Consider the following 18,400-nt stretch of genomic DNA (forward strand, 5'->3'; position numbering starts at 1 on the left):
CGGTTGATGGTTAAGAGGCTTGCTGCACCTTCTTAGATGTCAAATGGGTTCTATAGCTGATAATTAGAATTTGAGTTGATTTAAAAAAATTTTTTGAGAGCAAAACTTATAATTCATGGCATTACTATAAATTTCTTGTTGATTTTAGCAAAAGCTGTGAGCATCGGTAATTTCTTGGGAAATCTAAAGATAATCGAGAATTTATTCTTACCGAACTATGTAATTAAGGAGCTAACCCTTGATACAACAAAACTCCAGCCTATCGGCATCTAACAAAGAAAATCATCCCTCGCCAAATTTACTGATTCGATTTATTATTGGTGGCACTACCCTTGTAGTCAGTATCTCTGCTTATTTTAGCTATCAAGCCGCTAGAAATCTGATGCTTAAAGATTTGAGACATAGCGCTTTTTTAGAGGTACAGAGAGGGAATGCTGAAATTGAGGAGTGGTTACACGTTCGCCAAGTGGAGGTACAAACCCTGGCTAGTACTTCAACTGTACGCTCTTTAAATTGGTCTGTGGCAGAACCCTATTTAAAAGCAGAAGTTAAGCGGATCAATGAATTTTTCTTGTTCCAAATAGCTAACCCAGATGGTTCATATTTCAACACAAAAGTTGGTCGAGCAAATAAAAATATTCGGGATCGAGACTACTTTCAAAAAGCAATTGCGGGAAAGAGCAACATTTCCGATCCCTTCATTAGCCGTTCTACAGGAATTCCTTTAATTGCGATCTCCACCCCGATTTGGTCAAATTCTGCAAGCAGTAGTTCACCAATCGGGGCCTTTCAGGGCAATGTGAGAGTCGATCACATTGCAGAGGTTGTCAACTCCCTGCACTACGGCGTGAATAGCTATGCTTTTGCTCTCAATTCCCAAGGACAGGCCATCGTCCATCCTAACTCGGCATTAATGTCAACCTTAGAAAAACCTGCACCCAGCCTGCTGAAAATTGGCGATCGCAATTTAAATGCGATCGCCCAGCGGATGGTAAACAAGCAACAGGGAATTGAGTTAATGGAAATTGACGGCACTAAAAAGTATGTAGCTTACATGCCGTTGCAAACTGCTAATTGGTCTGTGGCTTTGGTTATTCCTCGCCAAAATATCGAATCTCGATTGCAATTCCTCGATTTGATTGCCTTAATTGTTGGTGGGCTGACTGTCACAATGATTACCGTCTTGTGGCAAGTGCAAGCATTTGAACAAGCTGAACTGAAAAAATCTAAAGCTGCGGCTGATACAGCTAACCATGCTAAAAGCGAATTTTTAGCCAATATGAGTCATGAACTGCGAACACCCTTGAATGGCATTCTCGGTTGTGCCCAAATTTTGCTTCGTTCCCCAGCTTTACCTAATCAAGAGCAATATCACGTCAATATTATTGAAGAATGCGGCTCTCATCTACTGACTTTAATTAATGACATTTTGGATCTCTCCAAAATTGAAGCGAAAAAGCTAGAACTGCATCCTGATGATGTATATTTCCCCTCCTTTCTCCAAGGAATTGTCGAAATATGCCACATTCGGGCAAAACAAAAGGGCATTTTGTTTGTCTATAAACCTGCGGTCAACTTGCCTACAGGGATTCATGTTGATGTCAAAAGATTACGTCAGGTACTCTTAAATCTGTTGGGAAATGCCATCAAATTTACAGATGAAGGTCAGGTTACTTTCAATATTGAAGTCATCGATCAATCTCCTAGTGATGGGCAAACAGTGAAACATCGCCTTCGCTATACCGTAGAAGACACGGGAATTGGGATAACTCCCGCAGAATTGAGCAAAATTTTCTTGCCATTTGAACAAGTAGGTGAGAAAAAGCGCCAAGCTGAAGGCACTGGGTTGGGTTTAGCTATTACTCGGCACTTAGTACAGATGATGGGTAGCGATATCCATGTTCAGAGTCAGATCGGGCAGGGGAGTAGCTTCTGGTTTGAGTTGGAGATTTCCGAAGCGACTGACTGGGTACAATCTGCGATCGCTGCATCAGAGAAACAAATTATTGGCTTTGAGGGTAGCCCCTACACCATCCTGATGGTTGACGATCGCTGGGAGAATCGTACAGTGATTACAAACTTACTGCAACCACTCGGTTTTAATGTACTTGAAGCCAGCAATGGTAAAGAAGGTTTAGAAATAGCGATCGCCCTCAAGCCAGACTTAATCATCACAGATTTACTGATGCCAGAAATGGATGGGTTTGAATTAATTAAACTGCTGCGTCACACTCCAGAAATTCAGGATGTCAAAATTATCGTCTCTTCTGCTAGTGTCTTTGAAGCCGATCAACATCGCAGTCTGCAAGCTGGAGGTAACGCCTTCTTAACGAAACCTATACAGGTGGATGAATTATTGCATCAACTAGAACAATACTTAAATTTGGTATGGATTTACAAGCAATCTCAGCCTGATGGAGAAAAAGCCAAAGAAGCAACGACAGCAAATAGCCAATCTACTCAATTAACTCCTCCTTCCCCCCAAATCTTGCAGGAACTAGTTATCTTAGCCAGTAAAGGTAACTTTAATGCCATTCTCAAGTGGGCCGATCAACTAGAAGAAACAGACATAACCTTTGCACCATTTGCTAATGAACTACGGCAACTAGCAAGGCAATTTGATGAAGATTTAATCCTAAATTTCTTGACTAAATATGCGGTGGAAACAGTATGAAAACGATTATTGAAGACCAAAATAATTCTATCAATTACGCTCCCTCCAGGGGAATTGTTTTAATCGTTGACGATAACCCGGCCAATTTACAAGTTTTATCCAGCTTTCTCGATCAGTCTAGCTTTGAAGTTTGGGCAGCACGCAGCGGTGAGAAAGCGCTTCAACTATTAGAAAATGATGATTTACCTGATTTAATCTTGCTGGATGTAATGATGCCCGGTATAGATGGTTTTGAAACTTGTAAACAGCTAAAAAGCAATCCTCGTGTCCAAGATATTCCAGTCATTTTTATGACAGCTTTATCAGAAATTGCTGATAAAGTTAAAGGTTTGCAATTGGGAGCCGTAGACTACATTACCAAACCTTTTCAGCATGAAGAAGTCTTAGTGCGGATCGAAAATCACCTCAAACTGAGAAATTTGACGAAAACTTTGATTGCTAAAAACGCCGAATTACAACAGACTCAAACTCAACTGATTCAAGCAGAAAAGGTAGCAGCTTTAGGGCAACTCACAGCAGGAATTGCTCACGAAGTTAATAATCCTATCAATTTTATAGCTGGCAACTTAAATTTTGTTGAACAGTATGTACAAGAAGTAGTTACTTTACTGCATCTCTATCAAAAATATCTGCCCAATCCACCAGATGAAATTCAAACCGTGATTCAAAAAAACGATCTCAATTTTTTGTTAGGTGATTTATCTAAAATTATTCAATCTATGCAAGTTGGGACAGATCGCGTTACAGAAATTGTGTCATATTTGAACAACTTCTCGCGTCACAGAGAAGCTGGGAAAAAGCTAGTTAACTTGCATGAAGGGTTAGAAAGTACATTACTCATTCTCGGACATCGGTTTAAACGAAATGCTCATCACCCAGCCATCCAATTAGTCAAAGATTATGGAGATTTGCCACTTATTGAGTGTTTTCCTGGTGAAATTAATCAGGTTTTTATGAATTTAATTAGTAATGCGATCGATGCAATTGAAGAAACCAATAAAAATAAAGATATTGATACAATTTATCAAAATCCTGGGGTGATTAAAATTAAAACACAGGCAATTGGAGAGCAAGTTTTTTTAAGAGTTGCCGATAATGGGTCGGGTATAGACAAAGCAGACCAAACAAAAATATTCGATGCCTTTTACACAACAAAACCCGTTGGGAAAGGTACAGGGCTTGGTCTATCTATTGCTTACCAAATTGTGGTTAATAATCATCATGGCAAGCTCACATACCATTCTCTGCCAGGTGAAGGTATAGAGTTTATCATTGAACTACCCATCCGATAAATGAGAATTTACAAACTCAATCAAATAAAACATCACTTTTTTATGTACTAACGATCTGTCTGATTCATTTTGCAGCTTTCGTAGTGAGCGATTAAGTGCTAAAATAAAGGATTACCTAACTCCGAACTATTGCTGTAGCTAACGAATATTCACCTCTTGCAGGTAATTTCCTCCCTGAAGATATTCAATTCTAGGAACTGAGTTTTTAGGGGTAGATGAATTTGTTCTTTTTGCAGAAGCTACCTTTTGATTGTCGGCCAGCACGCGTTGTTTTTGAGTATACTCATTCAATTTGACTTGAGCTTGAGCAAAAACTAGGGTATCTTGGGGAATATTTTTGAGAAATTTTACAGCCCGATCGAAATCACCAATAGATGCTTTCCTGTAAGCTTTTTGTAAAAAATAGGCTGCTCTAATCTGTCGCTTTCGATCATACTCAGCCAACTTTTCTTGAACTAATGCCCCCGCATGACTTTCTTGAGGAATTTGACGCAGATATTGTAATGCAGCAGAAAAATCTTTGATCTCGGCTTTTTCGTAAGCTTTTGCTAATAAATCTTGCGTCTGTATTTCAATGTTAACGGATGCTTTCTGAACTAATTTATCTGTTTTAGATTGCCAATATAAAATATTTGGAACTTGAGCAGCAGCATGAAGAACATCTGACCATCTGCCCTCATGAAAAGCTATTTGTGCTATTTCGTGTTGCTGTGCAGCTACTTGCCATTGCTCTTGCCATTCTTCAATTTTAGCTTGCGCTTCTGGATAAACATTGCTGTGGGAGGGAATTGATTTAACTAATGCGATCGCTTCTTGTAAATCCCCAGCTTGATATTCTTTTGTTGCTTTATATAAAGTATCTGTTTCTGAGTATGCAGGTGCAGTATTAACTAAAGAATATACACCAAATCCCATCAGCAAAGAATTAGCCGCCAGTCCTACTTTCATTCCTGTGAATAACGGGGAGAATTTCCCAGATGTAGAATTTTTCGCTGCTTCTAGGAGAAATTGAGAATCTGTTTCTAATATTTGTGATGGCTGAGTTTCCCATACTATTTGTTTAAGTACCCGCAGCACCTCACCCGCAGACTGAAAGCGGTCTTGGAAATCGTAACGGATCATTTGGCTGAGAACAGCAGCTAGATAATCGTTAACTGGCGTATTTTGAGAACGCCAAAAAATTTCATTAGTATAAGGATCAGCTTTTAATTGTAATGGCTCTAACCCTGTCAAAGCCTGGATAGCAATCATACCCAAAGCATAAATATCACTGTTGGGTTGTGTTTGTCCAATAAATTGCTCTGGCGGTATGTATCCTAATGAAGTAACGGGAATTCTATAAATGGGCAATTCCGCGCCTATACCAAAATCAATAGACTGGATTGAGCCAAAGTCAATCATAACTAACTTGCAATCGCTATTCCGTCTAATCAAGTTTTCCGGCTTGATATCGCAATGGATGACGCCTTGAGAGTGAACAAATTCTAGAATACCTAAGACATCTATCAGGAATTCTACAACTTCGCTTTCACTCCACAGACAGCCCCACTGTTGATCAATAGGCAATTCCGCAGTCAGCGCATGTCCTTCAATACGTTCTTGCACTAAATAAAATCGCTCGTTTTCTTCAAAGCAGGCGATAAATTCAGGAATTTGGTCATGGCTTCCCAGAAGCTTGAGGGTTTCAGTTTCAGTCAGAAACATTAACCTCAACATATCCAAATAGCCGGATTCGGAACTGCTAACCTTGATCTGTTTAACAACGCATTTGGGATTCTCTGGATAATCTATGTCTACAGCAATGTATGTTTGTCCAAACACCCCTGCACCCAGGCTTTGGACAATTTGGTAACGCCCTTGTAGTAATTTACCGATTATGTGGTGGGTCATGACCTGGTTACTCAGTAAGTCCTTTTATCTAGTTTTTCTGACATTCCCTCCTGTTTCCGGAATGCTTGAAGAATAGATTTACCGAACTTAACTACTTGAATGCAAACTTGACTTATTTCAGTACTTTTGCTTAAAAAAGGAGGATTTTGATTTATAAAAATTTACTGAAATTATTAAGTATTAATATTACAATATGTTTCTATTTTATTAATCAAAAATTTCAAATTTAAAAGCTATTTTTTGTCTCTTTGTAAGGGATTAGGCGTAATTTGAATGCAAAAAATGAAGAAGCCATAAAATATATATAAAGTTTGTATAAAGTTTATGTGTTTTTACTTCTAATAATATTTTTTATACTATCATGCTACCAACAGCACTGTTTTATTTAATACATAATCTCCAGTGCTAATAGAACCCTAGCTTAATACTGAATTTTTCACTACGCTTAGTTACTCTTCTTGGAGAGCAACCGCGTCCTTTGAAAAGCAGTAATTGCATAGGGAAAATTTTTGTGAATTTCACCTAAACAGGTTTAAACGTTGCAGGATATCCGATGAAAAACTGTTACAAATTGGCAATTACGGCTGCTATTGTTGGATTCGGATTAGGAACACTGAATGTAGCGCAAGCAGCAACTCTTAGTTTGAGTAGTTCAAATCAAGGTTGGTGGAGTACGGAGAGTGGTAACCAGAGTGAGAACGACAACTATATTACTGGAAAATTGGGCACGGCCTTTTATCATAACTTTTTTACATTCGATCTTAGCGCTCTAGCTGGAGTCTCCACAGCAACCTTGCAAATTCAACGATTTGATGGTTCAGGAGATCCAACAAAGACTTTAGGTTTTTTTGATGTTTCAACATCTGCTGATCTACTTAGTCAAAAAGATAATAATCCTAATGTCAATATTTATAATGATTTGGGAAGTGGTAAAAATTACGGTACTTTTAACGTTAGTACCTTTGGCAATCGAGACGAAATCCTAAGTTTTGTTCTCAACTCAGACGCTATTGCAGATATTAACGCTAGAAGTGGAAAATTTTTCTCAATTGGAGGTGCACTTCTGGGTGATCTTGAAATTGGAGAGCAGTATCCATATCTGTTTGGAGGTAGTTTTGGTTCGTCTGCGACGCTTATGGTTGATGCCGATCTAGCCATTGTTCCAGAACCTGGCACTCTTAGTGGGGTAGTGCTTGCTGGGATTACGGGTTTGTGGCTAAAGCGCAAAAGAAAAGCGTTCCAATCTGTATAGGCTAATTTACTTTGATACCTATCCAACAAAGTATTTTTTCCTAAAAATATTTCAATGCTCTTGCTTTTTTGCAAGAGCATTTTTGATGCTAATTTGTAAAAAAAGTTTATAGTTATTGAGAATCTTCTCTACTTTCTTGTTCCTCGATCGCTTCAACTTTATCTGTCAACGGCTTCACTACCCGTGCGATCGCTTCTTGAATAAAAGCCTTGATAAATTCATCTCTGCGATTAATTTGAAACTGTCGCTGTACAACTTCCGTCATTCCACCATCACCCCAATCTTGGTCATGACGAAAATATTCAATGAAACTCTTACCAGCAATTCGTGTTAAATAAGCTGCTGTCACGCCTTGAATCGCTCTACCAATAATAAAGGTAGCAACATTGAGTTGCAAAGCTGTAGATAATAATTGAATTGCTCCTTTGACAATGCCCAAACTGGCGATGGTTTTGGCTAAAGAAAGGGCTAACTCTCGTCCCCGTTCCATATTCAATTCACAGCCGTACACTCTGCCAATTTCCACAACCATTTGAGCGTTGACAGCAGCTGTCGCTAGTAAATCTACGACTGGTATAGGCGTAACCGATACCACACCAGCACCAATCCATTGAAACCGTTCTACAATTTTGTCAGCTTGACGGCGACGCTGGCCATCGATGAGTTTTCGCGCCTCGTCTCCCAATCGCAGAGATTGCAAAAGAATATTATCCGCCACCAAATCTTCACCTTCGGCGCGTAAAACAGCAGCCGTGCGCCGCAGCAAGGGGACAATATCGGGTTCTGGCTGGAAGGTTTCGCCAGTTTCTAGTTGTGCAGATTGGGGATTAGCAGCGATCGCTACCACATCATTAGTAGCAATAAATCCCCGTACCCGTTGCCGCAATCTCGCGAGGATGGCTTCTTTATCTTCATCTGTATATAAATCAGTTTTGTTAAGCACCAAAAGCGATCGCTTGCCAATTTCTGCCAACCCCCGCAGTGGCTCATATTCTGAGCGCCGTAAATCATTATCCACTACAAACAACAGTAAATCTGCTTCTGTCGCTAGTTCTCGCGCCATCTGTTCCCGTTCCGTTCCTGCCACCCCTGCTTCTAAAATTCCCGGCGTATCTGTAATTAAAATCTTGCGTTCTAATCCCTTCAACCGCAGACAATAGGTTTCTCCAACCTGGGTTGTACCCATCGGTGCATCCACTTGACCAACCATGCGTCCCATAATCGCATTAACCAGGGAAGTTTTACCAGCACTCCCCGTACCAAATACCACTACTTGAATTTCGCCCCGCGCGAGGTTGGCTTCAATCTCTCGCGATCGACTTAATAAAGCTTGGCGTGTTACTTCATCTTGAATTTGGGCTACCTGTTGCCGCACAGCCTGTAGAGTTGTAGAAGCAGCGTCAGATTTAGCAGCCGGAATTTGCGCCGCAGTCACTCGCTTCGGGTTCCGGCGCGATCGCTTTTCCCCAGCCCGAATCACCAGTACATAATAGACGAAAGCGGCAACCAAGGCTCCAATAAGGACAATCAGCAGCAACAACAGCAAATTGCCTAGCAACGGTGAATAGGACAATTGCCAGTAGAGCCGTGATAGGGAATCAATTAGCCATAGGGCTAGCCCCAAAATGACGATTAGACCAACAATCAGCGTTACTATGCGTGACAGAGGCATGGCTGGGAAAGATTAGTGAGTATTCAGTAGGCAGATGCTTCTAATCTTAATAGTTTCAGTATTTTTTACCAGAGTAGTAAGAAGCAGCTTTTGTTGAAGGAGGTAGGACTTTCGACTGAGGAAGCTGAAAATATGGCAATATATAAAGTTGTAGCTGACCGCCTACGTAGAGGTTTAACGTGGATACCATTGCAATTCCTGCTCTAAATCGGCCAGTGGATGCCACGGTAGAAATTCCCGGTTCTAAAAGTCTTACCAATCGGGCGTTACTTGTCGCTGCTTTGGCGCAAGGTGACTCCATTTTAGAAAATGCCTTATTTAGTGAAGACAGTGAGTATTTTGCTAAATGTTTAGAGCAATTAAGTATTCCCATAACTCTGAATCCTAATCTGGCACAGATTCAGGTTGCAGGAATGGGAGGCGACATCCCAGCTAAACAGGCAGATTTATTTGTGGGTTTATCAGGGACTACAGCCCGGTTTATCTCGGCGCTGGTGGCACTGGGGAACGGCGAATATCGCCTAGATGGCGTTCCTCGGATGCGAGAACGACCGATGGGCGACTTGTTGACGGTGCTGCAAATGGGTGGAGCAACCGTTAACTTTGAGGGAAACTCCGAGTTTATGCCCTACACTCTCTATAGTCGGCAATTTGCTGGCGGAAATTTTCGGTTGAAAGCGAACCAAACAAGTCAGCAACTTTCGGCATTGCTGATGATTGCGCCTTATGCTCAACAGGATACGATTTTTGAGGTTGAGGGTACACTGGTTTCTCAGTCTTACGTCAAAATGACCTGTAGCTTAATGGCGGATTTTGGCGTCGAGGTGATTCAAATCGGCGATAATCAATTTCAGATTAAAGCGGGTCAACGTTACCAAGCTCGACATTACACAATAGAACCTGATGCGTCAAATGCTTCTTACTTTTTTGCCGCCGCCGCCGTCACGGGTGGACGGGTGCGCGTCAAACATTTGACCAAACAATCCTGTCAGGGTGATATTCTATGGCTGAATGTTTTAGAACAGATGGGTTGTCAAATTAAAGATTCGGATGATTACACCGAAGTGACGGGGCCAAAGCAATTGCAAGGCATCGACATTGATATGAATGATATATCAGATTTGGTGCAAACATTAGCAGCGATCGCGCCCTTTGCTAGTTCACCGATTACCATTCGGAACGTGGAACATATTCGATATAAGGAAACCGATCGGATTAAAGCGGTGGTTACAGAGTTGCGTCGGCTAGGAGTCGAGGTTGAAGAATTCGCAGATAGACTAAAAATTGAGCCTAGCCCCATTACCCCGGCGGCGATTGAAACCTATCACGATCATCGAATGGCGATGGCCTTTGCTGTCACTGGTTTAAAGGTTCCAGGAATTGTAATTAAAGATCCTGGCTGTACAGCTAAGACTTTTCCAGATTACTTTACCCGATTCTTCCAAATGTTAGAACAATAAGAGATTGACTCAGCACTCTTGATTGATGTTGCATATTTCCGGGATAATTTTGCTGGTTTGGTAGGACGGGCATCTTGCCCGTCCCTTGTATTTTCAGACTTCCAATGAGCTAGCTGTGCGCCCCTACAGCAAATTGCTGTAAACCTTTAGAAGGTGAAAGTTGTTCTCAGCGTACCGATAATTGCATCATCGTTGTTGCTGTTTTGACCAGGAGAGGTCAACCAGATTACGCCAGGGGTGATTGAGATATTATCTGACACGCGATACTTGTAAAAGCCTTCAAAGTGATAAGGTATATCATTACCAGTACCAGCAAAAGCTCCGCCTCGGTTAAAGGCATAAGGTTCAGCACCTGCAAAAATCCCTAAAACGTTACCCTTTTTACCGAAGTCAGGTAAGGCTACCCCAAGACCGTAGCTCCAAGCTTCATAATCATCACCAGCACCAAAGCCTGTGATATCATGGTAAGAAACGAAGCCACTGACTGACAGTTTGTCGCTGGGTCTGAAAGCTGCTTCTATACCGTAAGAATTACTGGAAGATCCGTTTAAGGTAGTTAGGGTGTTAGCTTGACCAGTACCTACGACGCGATTAGTACTACCCAAACCACCACCTAGATCGAATAAATTACCACCTCCAGCACCATGATAACCGTGAACGTAGGTAGCAGCTATAGAGAAGCGATCGCCAACACTAAAGTTCAATTGTCCTAAGGCTGCATAGTTACCTTCTAACAAACCTTGATTTGGTCCAGGATTACTAGCATTTGATGCTAAGTAGCCTATAGTCAGTGAACTTGGTTTGAAAAAACCGCCACCCTTACCAAAGGGTAAAGTCAATGCTGCACCGGCACCACCACCAATGCGATAAATCGGACTTTCAGAAGCAAAGGTAGACAAAGCACCATTACCGCCATCAAAGTCCTCAAAGTAAGGATTGTTAGTGGCAACATAATCGCTATGAATACCTCCGGTGCCCGCAAAGTAAGCTTGGGCTGGGCCTATGGGTACGTAATACGCTAACCAGTCGATAATGACACCGTTGTTACCAGTGCTGCCGAGTTGAAATGTTTGCGTACCTTCAGCAGTATCGATCCCAACACCATTATTCCCTACTTGTGTAAAGGCTAGTGCATTACCGGCTGCAAGACGGGTGTGTAAAACGTCTTTACCAGTGAAACTGGTTTGCAAGTCTAAACGTACCCTATCTTGGAAGACAGTATTGTTAGCATCGCCAGTATTACCGCCAAACACATCAGTAACGGCAAAAATTGCTTCACCCACCAATTTTGTGGTAGTGGAAAACTGATTAGCTTCTAGTTCAGCAGTCCGTGCTTCTAGAGAATCTACTCGACCGCGTAGAGTTGCCAGTTCTGCCGAGAATTCCTCTTGCAAACGCTGGAGAGTTGCCAAATCCTGTTTTGTCACCAAGTCAGCAGTTGCTGTCGCAATCAGTTCATTAACCCGATCTAAACAAGCATTCAAACCTGCGGCAAACTCATAACGGGTCAATGCCCGATTGCCACGATAAGTGCTATTGGGGTATCCTGCAATACAACCGTAACGCTCAACCAGGGATTGCAAAGCTTGGAATGCCCAGTCAGTTGGCTGTACATCAGAAAACTGAGAAACTGATGTGACTTGAGACAGTGAATTTTGGTTTTTGCCTTCGCTGCTATAGCGATTAACTTGTTCTAAAACCTGATTTCCATCAGTCTTTGCTTGGGCAAACAACTGCTGATTAATTTTTGGTTGCTCTGTTTGAATTGATAGTGAAGCACCAATAGCTTCTGGTGCTTCTATCTGAGAAGCTTTTGCCTTTATATCTTCAGAAGGGTTTGCTACTTCAGCAGCCATAGCCCTAGCGGAAACCAACACCGTCACTCCCAAAACTACTGGACTTAATACCAGAGTTTTCCACAATAGATGAGACATTTTTTATTTTCCTTTCCCAAAAAAGACCCGAAATCAGTGGGTTCAAGAAAAAGAGAACAAGCAATTATTCTACTTGTTGGAAATCTTATCAGATTGGTGTGACTTAGGCTATATCTAAACAAAATTTTCCCAGATGAAGAATCGTAAAGTTTTACAGATGCCTTGTTTGGCAAAAGTTGTGTTTCGATATCATTAGTTCCTGTGCGAAAAGTCTGGGCAATCTTGACGATCGCATTATTTAATACTCTCCCTGGTTGTAATAAGAGACTGTTCTCTCGAAAGTAACCTTTAGTTGTGTTGGTTTCTAAATCCATTGCTGTATCAAGAACCAATTCTCCAGCCTCAAAATTTTCTGGTACATGGCTGGCTTTTTGACCTAGAACATCACCAAAAGCTGTGAGTAAGTCAAAAGATTTGTGAACGTAGCCACCTTGTTGGCTAGACTTGATTAATTTTCCTCGACATATTTCATCACCTGATAAAGATTCTGGGCTAGTTTCAATTAATGCATCTGGGCGCATATCGTCATCTGCACTAACCATTAAATGTCCAAGCGTATACATGAGCGTGAAGTTGCGATTTCCTCCATAACTAGGTCGAAATAAGTTTTTGACTAGTGATTCTAGCTTGCGATCGCGCAGTCTTTCATTTAAAAATGTAATAAATTGTTCTTTCTGCTGGGGCCCAACATAAAACACGTCATTGACTGTCTTAGTCTGCTCTAAAAGTGGATAATATTTCTCATGATTGGCAATACTGGAATCATCAAAAACGATAATTTTTAAAGCATGACCATTCACCCAGAAATTCTCATCATACTTTTCAATGGTCTGTGCTACATCTCTGAGTCGATGAGTCGGAATAACAAATACTGTTTCTTTTTGTTTCATAAAATTTGTTTGGGCTTTTCAAATGAAGTTTTCAAACGTTAACTTTGTTTGAAGGTTCTCGAACTAACAATCACCGCATCAATTTTGTTACAGCTACATCATGATTATTTAACTAAATTAAACCGATATATCGCTAGAAATTTCCAGCTTATGTTTACTATCCTCTAACTGTTTCCAGAGTGCATCTATTTGACAAAAAGCGATTTCTGGTGATAGTTTGCCAGCAGTTTCTAAATTAACAATGTAGCTAACTCTTTGAGTAAATTCTTGGAGATTGGCATTAAATACTAGATTATTTGGCTGAAATTGACCGTGGTAGCGATCGCAAGGATAGAGAAAACGATTTTTATCTTCATAATTAGGCTGTACCATTAATTTACTCCTGATAAAAAATCTGATTGATTATTAGCTAGTTGATTGCAGTAACCTGAGATAATCTCATTTGGTAATACTGTTTCACAAAGATTTACAGACTTGCTGAGTAAGAGAGCGATCGCATATTCTCTTCCAGTCATGCTCTTTTGCGGTTCAATACTTATGAGCAGATAAAATAAGCACTCTAATGGGTTCATCACCAGATCGAGCCAAGTTTTGTGCATGAAGAAGACTTCAGTTAAGTAGTGTCCTACGATTGTTACTGACACCACAACTCAGAATAGAGTGAGGAAGATTTGCACAAAGTCTTGGAGCATAATTGGGAAGCATGCGATAAAGCGATCGCTTTATTTATAGTGAGAAACTCACCTATTTAGGACTGTAGTCAGAGCAATTGAGTGCTTGTTTCGTTAGAGCAATGGCAGGATGTACTGCACACTTCAGAAAATAGTTGTTGTTAAAAAATTGGCAGTTTTTACAGGGATGTTGCTGTACATGTTTGATGCTTACTATTTCGTCTTTATCTTGTGCTGTATTTTCTGGAGGATCTTCTAGTGCTTTGCAGACAGATGAAACGATAAAAACGAAAATAGCCCAAACAATCATGAAGGAAATGTGAGCCAAAAATATTGCTACAAAAGGAATGTCTCCTTGCTGTGGTTTTGTATCATTATGTGTTGCCTTAGCTAGGTTAGCTTCAATTAGGGTGGACTGATGAACACTTTTTTGGGCGGATACATCAAGTCGGAAAACCTCCGAAGTATGCATATTAAAAACCTTTAGTTAGTCGAACTCAGATTCAGTAAAGGTCATCTAAATTAAACACTTTTAGAAGCTAGCGATAAACTACTGTTTTGCTTGGTTCTCATCCCAGGTTTTGGAAGAATTTTGCCATTGAAAGCTTCTGTATCGGTATTACTGCTCCAAGGGGAGGTAATTACTTCAATCTGATGAATCTGAATTAATCTGCAATAGTTGAGAACAACGGCACCCCAAGCGGTAGTTTCTGGCTTCATTTGAGGAACCAAAACTGTAGAAGCTCCTGCTGCTAACCAATCTCCTTGTAATATGGGTGGAGCTTCAACAATTACAATCGATTCAGTGGGAATGGTATGGTTAGCTTTAATTTTTTGTCCACCCATAAACAGAGTTTCTATAAAAAATATCAGATTACCTTTAGAGTAAATATCACTAATTTCACCCTTAAATTGAGTTGTAATCGGAGCACCTAAATCTTGAATCATTATTCGGTCAGGTACATGATAAGAGAATAAGTAAATGTTCATCTGTCTAATAATATGTGGCATTGAAACTACTTGATAAATCTAAGTCATCTGAATTAACAGATTGGCTGGCTGTTGGTCTAGCTTCTAGTAAGCAACTGTTAAGGGAATAGTAAACAGAATGAATTTTCTTGAGAGTGACTTTGAGAGCGGGAACCATCATGGGATGGGTTGCTATTGCTAAAATGTAGTCTTCAGCAAAAATACTAGGATTATCTATTGCTGAAATGACTTTACTTTCTCTTAAAATGCCTAGAAAAGCGCATTGATCGGGTAACTGAATATCAGTTAAATGAATGCCGCAATAAACACTATTGGCTTGGATTAAAACACCAAATAGGCTTGGTTCTAAAATTGATTTGTTTTTTAACACGAAATATTTTTTAATTCTAATAGTATTGTGCCGTATTTTACATAAAAAATATTTTTTCATAGATATATTTTACAGATATATAAAATGTATTAGATAATTAGCTAAATAGGCATATATTTAGAGATATAGGCTTACTTAATTATTCAGTAAAAATGAAATACCCGACTTATTTAAAAAGTCGGGTATCTGAGTCTTAGATAATAATTATGAATAATATAGACGCGAAATTTCGCGTCTATATTATTTTCCCTTAATCTGATCCAGAGCTAAGTTCAGCTTCAACACATTAACTCCAGGCTCGCCAAAGATGCCAATAAAGCGCCCATCGGTGTTTTGAGAAATTAAAGTTTCGAGTTGGTTCGGTTGAACTCCTCGCGCCTTGGCTACTCGTGCAATTTGTGCGATCCCAGCTTCCGGGGTAATGTGGGGGTCAAGGCTAGAACCAGAGGTGTAGACTAAATCGCCAGTCGGCTGTACACCTGCTTTTTTCAGACGATTGAAGTCACCCTCAACTTTTTTGCTGGGGTCTGGGTCATCTTTCCCTTTGATGCGTTCCATTAATGCGGGATTACTGGGAGCCAAGTTACTAGCGCCAGAAACCCCAGTTTTCAAAACTCCCGCATCATCCTTTTTAGGATCGGCTGTGCTGTAGCTCGTGGTACTAGGACGACTGTTAAAATAGCGATCGCTACTAAAAGGTTGACCAATCAAAGCAGAACCGACAACTTGACCTGTGCTATTTTTCAGGAGACTACCGTTTGCTTGAAAGGGAAATACAATTTGCCCAATGGCAATCATCGCAAAAGGATAAATAATTGCTCCAATAACCCAAAGTACTAAGGTAGACCGAACAGCTCTACCAGCTTCGCGTGCAAAACTCATTAGAATTTCTCCGGTACAAACATTACAAAAAATAAATAGATGGAAAGCCCTAGTGTCGTCAGTCCTAACAATCCCAATCCCCAAGATTGACTGCGGGAAAGTTCTTCACCAGTAGCTGCATAAACCATAGGTGCAACCACTAGGTTGAAACACATCGCCAAGAATAAATACAGTGGTAGCTTTTGTCTACGCCATTGACACCAGATTTCAGTTATTTCTTCTAATACTTGGGATGTAGCGATAGCGCGGCGGATCTGAATAGGTTTCATAGTAAATTAAGACAAAGGTAAGATAATATCTATCAGTTTGATGGCAATGAAGGGAGCAACGATACCGCCCAGACCAAAGATGAAGATGTTACGACGTAGCAGTTGATCTGCTGTTAAAGGTAAGAACTTCACGCCTCTGAGTGCTAGCGGAATTAATGCCGGAATAATTAAGGCGTTGTAAATCAGCGCCGAGACGATCGCAGATTGGGCACTCTTTAACCCCATAATATTAAGTGCGCCGATTCCAGCGGCGGCAAAGATTGTGGGAATGATCGCAAAATACTTGGCAATATCGTTAGCGATAGAGAATGTTGTCAAGGCTCCACGAGTAATTAGCAACTGTTTACCTATGGTTACTAAGTCAATTAGCTTCGTGGGATCTGAGTCTAAGTCCACCATGTTAGCAGCTTCTTTGGCAGCTTGCGTCCCAGAATTCATCGCCACACCCACATTTGCTTGAGCGAGAGCAGGTGCATCGTTCGTACCATCCCCGGTCATTGCCACCAATTTACCCTGAGATTGTTCCGAGCGAATCACTTCAATTTTGTCTTCTGGAGTTGCTTCAGCAATGAAATCATCAACCCCAGCCTCTTCGGCAATCACTGAAGCGGTAATCCGATTGTCACCTGTGAGCATGATGGTGCGAACACCCATGCGCCGGAGTTGGTCAAATCGTTCCCGCAGACCAGGTTTGACAATATCTTTGAGATAGATGACACCATAAATTTTGTCATCTTGGCAAACAGCCAAGGGTGTACCGCCCAACCGGGAAACTCGCTCATAAGCTGCATCTATATCATCAGGAACGTTACCGCCACGAGAACGGACAAATCCCTTAATGGCATCCACTGCACCTTTGCGAATTTGTTTGCCATCGGGTAGATTCGTGCCACTCATCCGGGTTTTGGCGGAAAATTCTACACCTTCGGCTTTATCAATGTTAAAGTCTACCCCAGCCTGGGACTTTTCTGCTAAAATCACAATCGATTTGCCCTCTGGTGTTTCGTCAAACAAGCTAGCAGCTAGGGAGACTCGTGCCACATCTATTATTGAGTGGTTATCCAGGGGAATAAACTCGTCAGCCATCCGATTTCCCAAGGTGATCGTGCCTGTCTTATCCAGCACCAAGGTGTTGATGTCGCCGCAAGCTTCTACTGCTCGACCAGAGGTTGCAATGACGTTAAACTGAGCAACTCTATCCATGCCAGCAATCCCGATCGCACTGAGCAAACCACCGATAGTTGTGGGAATTAATGCTACCAAGAGCGATATAAGAATAGCAACGCTAGCACCCGCCCGCAAACTGTTTCCCGCCTCAACTCCAAAGGCTGTGCTGATAAAGCTAGCGATGTAGCCGACAAATGGGGGCATTGTCGCTACCACAATCAAAAACACCTGCGTTAACACTGCCAACAATACCGTCAAAGCAATCTCGTTGGGAGTTTTGCTGCGTTCTGCCCCTTCTACCAAGGCAATCATGCGATCGATAAAGCCTTGTCCAGGATCGGCACTAATGCGAATTGTCAACTCATCGGAGAGTAGGCGTGTACCTCCTGTCACCGAACTGGCAATATCTGTACCTGGTTGCTTCAGCACCGGGGCAGATTCCCCGGTAATCGCCGACTCATCCACTGAGCCAATGCCTTTAATTACATCCCCATCGGCGGGAATCATATTATTGGCACTGACTTTTACCAAATCGCCCCGTCGCAGTTCCGTGGAATTGACTTTTACTATGGAACCATCAGGGAGGATTTTGTTGGCAACAGTATCCGATCGCGTCGATCGCAGTGAATCAGCCTGAGCTTTACCGCGTCCTTCAGCCACAGCTTCGGCAAAGTTGGCAAAAACGAGGGTGAAAAAGAGAATAAAGGTAATCAACCCATTTAAGACGCGTTGTTGGTTAACATCTGCCTGAATTGTGCCAAACAAATTTGGGTTTAGGGTAACAAGCAAGGTGACAATTGTCCCTACCCAAACAACAAACATAACTGGGTTTTTGACAGTAATTCGCGGATCTAGCTTAACAAATGACTCGCGGATTGCTCTTTGGTAAAGTCCCCGCATATCTGTTTTGGGGGTGTGTTTGCGCGAGTCACGAGTTCCAGATGGAATACGGGGGGAGGGAGAATCAGTAGTAATTGGCATACATTA

At 41.3% G+C, this 18,400-nt stretch carries 17 protein-coding genes; 4 read left to right on the plus strand and 13 right to left on the minus strand.

What is annotated here, in order from left to right; translation table 11 throughout:
• The first annotated feature begins 238 nt into the window (after window positions 1-238).
• Both HWQ44_RS10140 and HWQ44_RS10145 read left to right on the plus strand, forming a co-directional pair.
• On the plus strand, window positions 239-2,674 hold the full coding sequence (locus HWQ44_RS10140) for a hybrid sensor histidine kinase/response regulator (RefSeq protein ID WP_292718131.1): 2,436 nt from the start codon (window positions 239-241) through the stop codon (window positions 2,672-2,674).
• Complete coding sequence (locus tag HWQ44_RS10145) at window positions 2,671-3,966, plus strand: hybrid sensor histidine kinase/response regulator (RefSeq protein WP_292718133.1); 1,296 nt, start codon at window positions 2,671-2,673, stop codon at window positions 3,964-3,966. The genes HWQ44_RS10140 and HWQ44_RS10145 overlap by 4 nt, the downstream gene beginning before the upstream one ends.
• A 138-nt stretch (window positions 3,967-4,104) precedes the next feature.
• Here the strand turns inward: HWQ44_RS10145 and HWQ44_RS10150 are convergent, their stop codons facing one another.
• The gene (locus tag HWQ44_RS10150) at window positions 4,105-5,856 is read right to left on the minus strand and encodes a serine/threonine-protein kinase (RefSeq protein WP_292718135.1); all 1,752 of its coding nucleotides are present in this window, start codon (window positions 5,854-5,856) and stop codon (window positions 4,105-4,107) included.
• A gap of 571 nt (window positions 5,857-6,427) precedes the next feature.
• Between HWQ44_RS10150 and HWQ44_RS10155 the strand changes: the two genes are divergently transcribed.
• A complete protein-coding gene (locus HWQ44_RS10155) occupies window positions 6,428-7,108 on the plus strand; it encodes a PEP-CTERM sorting domain-containing protein (RefSeq protein ID WP_292718137.1) in 681 nt (226 codons plus the stop codon).
• A 112-nt stretch (window positions 7,109-7,220) separates the two neighbouring features.
• On the opposite strand, the gene HWQ44_RS10160 is transcribed toward HWQ44_RS10155, so the two are convergent.
• Both HWQ44_RS10160 and HWQ44_RS10165 read right to left on the minus strand, forming a co-directional pair.
• On the minus strand, window positions 7,221-8,780 hold the full coding sequence (locus HWQ44_RS10160; protein ID WP_292718139.1) for a YcjF family protein: 1,560 nt from the start codon (window positions 8,778-8,780) through the stop codon (window positions 7,221-7,223).
• Between the two features lie 55 nt (window positions 8,781-8,835).
• The gene (locus tag HWQ44_RS10165; protein ID WP_292718141.1) at window positions 8,836-8,970 is read right to left on the minus strand and encodes a hypothetical protein; all 135 of its coding nucleotides are present in this window, start codon (window positions 8,968-8,970) and stop codon (window positions 8,836-8,838) included.
• On the opposite strand from HWQ44_RS10165, the gene aroA reads away from it, so the two are divergent.
• Window positions 8,960-10,240: a 3-phosphoshikimate 1-carboxyvinyltransferase gene (gene aroA, locus HWQ44_RS10170; protein WP_292718143.1), complete on the plus strand. Its 1,281-nt coding sequence runs from the start codon at window positions 8,960-8,962 to the stop codon at window positions 10,238-10,240. The two genes, HWQ44_RS10165 and aroA, sit on opposite strands and share 11 nt — an antisense overlap.
• A gap of 146 nt (window positions 10,241-10,386) precedes the next feature.
• Here aroA and HWQ44_RS10175 read toward each other — a convergent pair whose 3' ends face one another.
• The 10 genes from HWQ44_RS10175 to kdpB all read right to left on the minus strand — a co-directional run bounded on the left by HWQ44_RS10175 (window position 10,387) and on the right by kdpB (window position 18,394).
• Window positions 10,387-12,174, minus strand: coding sequence for an iron uptake porin (locus HWQ44_RS10175; protein WP_292718145.1), 1,788 nt, complete (start codon window positions 12,172-12,174; stop codon window positions 10,387-10,389).
• Window positions 12,141-13,064: a hypothetical protein gene (locus tag HWQ44_RS10180; RefSeq protein ID WP_292718148.1), complete on the minus strand. Its 924-nt coding sequence runs from the start codon at window positions 13,062-13,064 to the stop codon at window positions 12,141-12,143. Before HWQ44_RS10180 ends, HWQ44_RS10175 begins: the two co-directional genes overlap by 34 nt.
• Window positions 13,065-13,181: 117 nt before the next feature.
• Window positions 13,182-13,436, minus strand: a complete 255-nt coding sequence (locus tag HWQ44_RS10185; protein WP_292718150.1) for a hypothetical protein — start codon at window positions 13,434-13,436, stop codon at window positions 13,182-13,184.
• Window positions 13,436-13,708, minus strand: a complete 273-nt coding sequence (locus HWQ44_RS10190) for a potassium-transporting ATPase subunit KdpA (RefSeq protein ID WP_292718151.1) — start codon at window positions 13,706-13,708, stop codon at window positions 13,436-13,438. The genes HWQ44_RS10185 and HWQ44_RS10190 overlap by 1 nt, the downstream gene beginning before the upstream one ends.
• Window positions 13,709-13,808: 100 nt before the next feature.
• A complete protein-coding gene (locus HWQ44_RS10195) occupies window positions 13,809-14,207 on the minus strand; it encodes a hypothetical protein (protein WP_292718152.1) in 399 nt (132 codons plus the stop codon).
• Between the two features lie 50 nt (window positions 14,208-14,257).
• Window positions 14,258-14,725 carry a hypothetical protein gene (locus HWQ44_RS10200; protein ID WP_292718153.1) on the minus strand — a complete coding sequence of 156 codons (468 nt, stop codon included), beginning with the start codon at window positions 14,723-14,725 and terminating at the stop codon, window positions 14,258-14,260.
• 4 nt (window positions 14,726-14,729) lie between these two features.
• Window positions 14,730-15,155, minus strand: coding sequence for a potassium transporter TrkA (locus tag HWQ44_RS10205; RefSeq protein WP_292718154.1), 426 nt, complete (start codon window positions 15,153-15,155; stop codon window positions 14,730-14,732).
• 180 nt (window positions 15,156-15,335) lie between these two features.
• The gene (gene kdpC, locus HWQ44_RS10210) at window positions 15,336-15,977 is read right to left on the minus strand and encodes a K(+)-transporting ATPase subunit C (protein WP_292718155.1); all 642 of its coding nucleotides are present in this window, start codon (window positions 15,975-15,977) and stop codon (window positions 15,336-15,338) included.
• Window positions 15,977-16,246 carry a potassium-transporting ATPase subunit F gene (locus HWQ44_RS10215; RefSeq protein ID WP_292718156.1) on the minus strand — a complete coding sequence of 90 codons (270 nt, stop codon included), beginning with the start codon at window positions 16,244-16,246 and terminating at the stop codon, window positions 15,977-15,979. Before HWQ44_RS10215 ends, kdpC begins: the two co-directional genes overlap by 1 nt.
• Window positions 16,247-16,252: 6 nt before the next feature.
• On the minus strand, window positions 16,253-18,394 hold the full coding sequence (kdpB, locus tag HWQ44_RS10220) for a potassium-transporting ATPase subunit KdpB (protein ID WP_292718157.1): 2,142 nt from the start codon (window positions 18,392-18,394) through the stop codon (window positions 16,253-16,255).
• Between the last annotated feature and the right edge of the window lie 6 nt (window positions 18,395-18,400).

Origin of the sequence: Nostoc sp. JL34 (assembly GCF_017114945.1) — a bacterium.
GTDB lineage: Bacteria > Cyanobacteriota > Cyanobacteriia > Cyanobacteriales > Nostocaceae > Nostoc.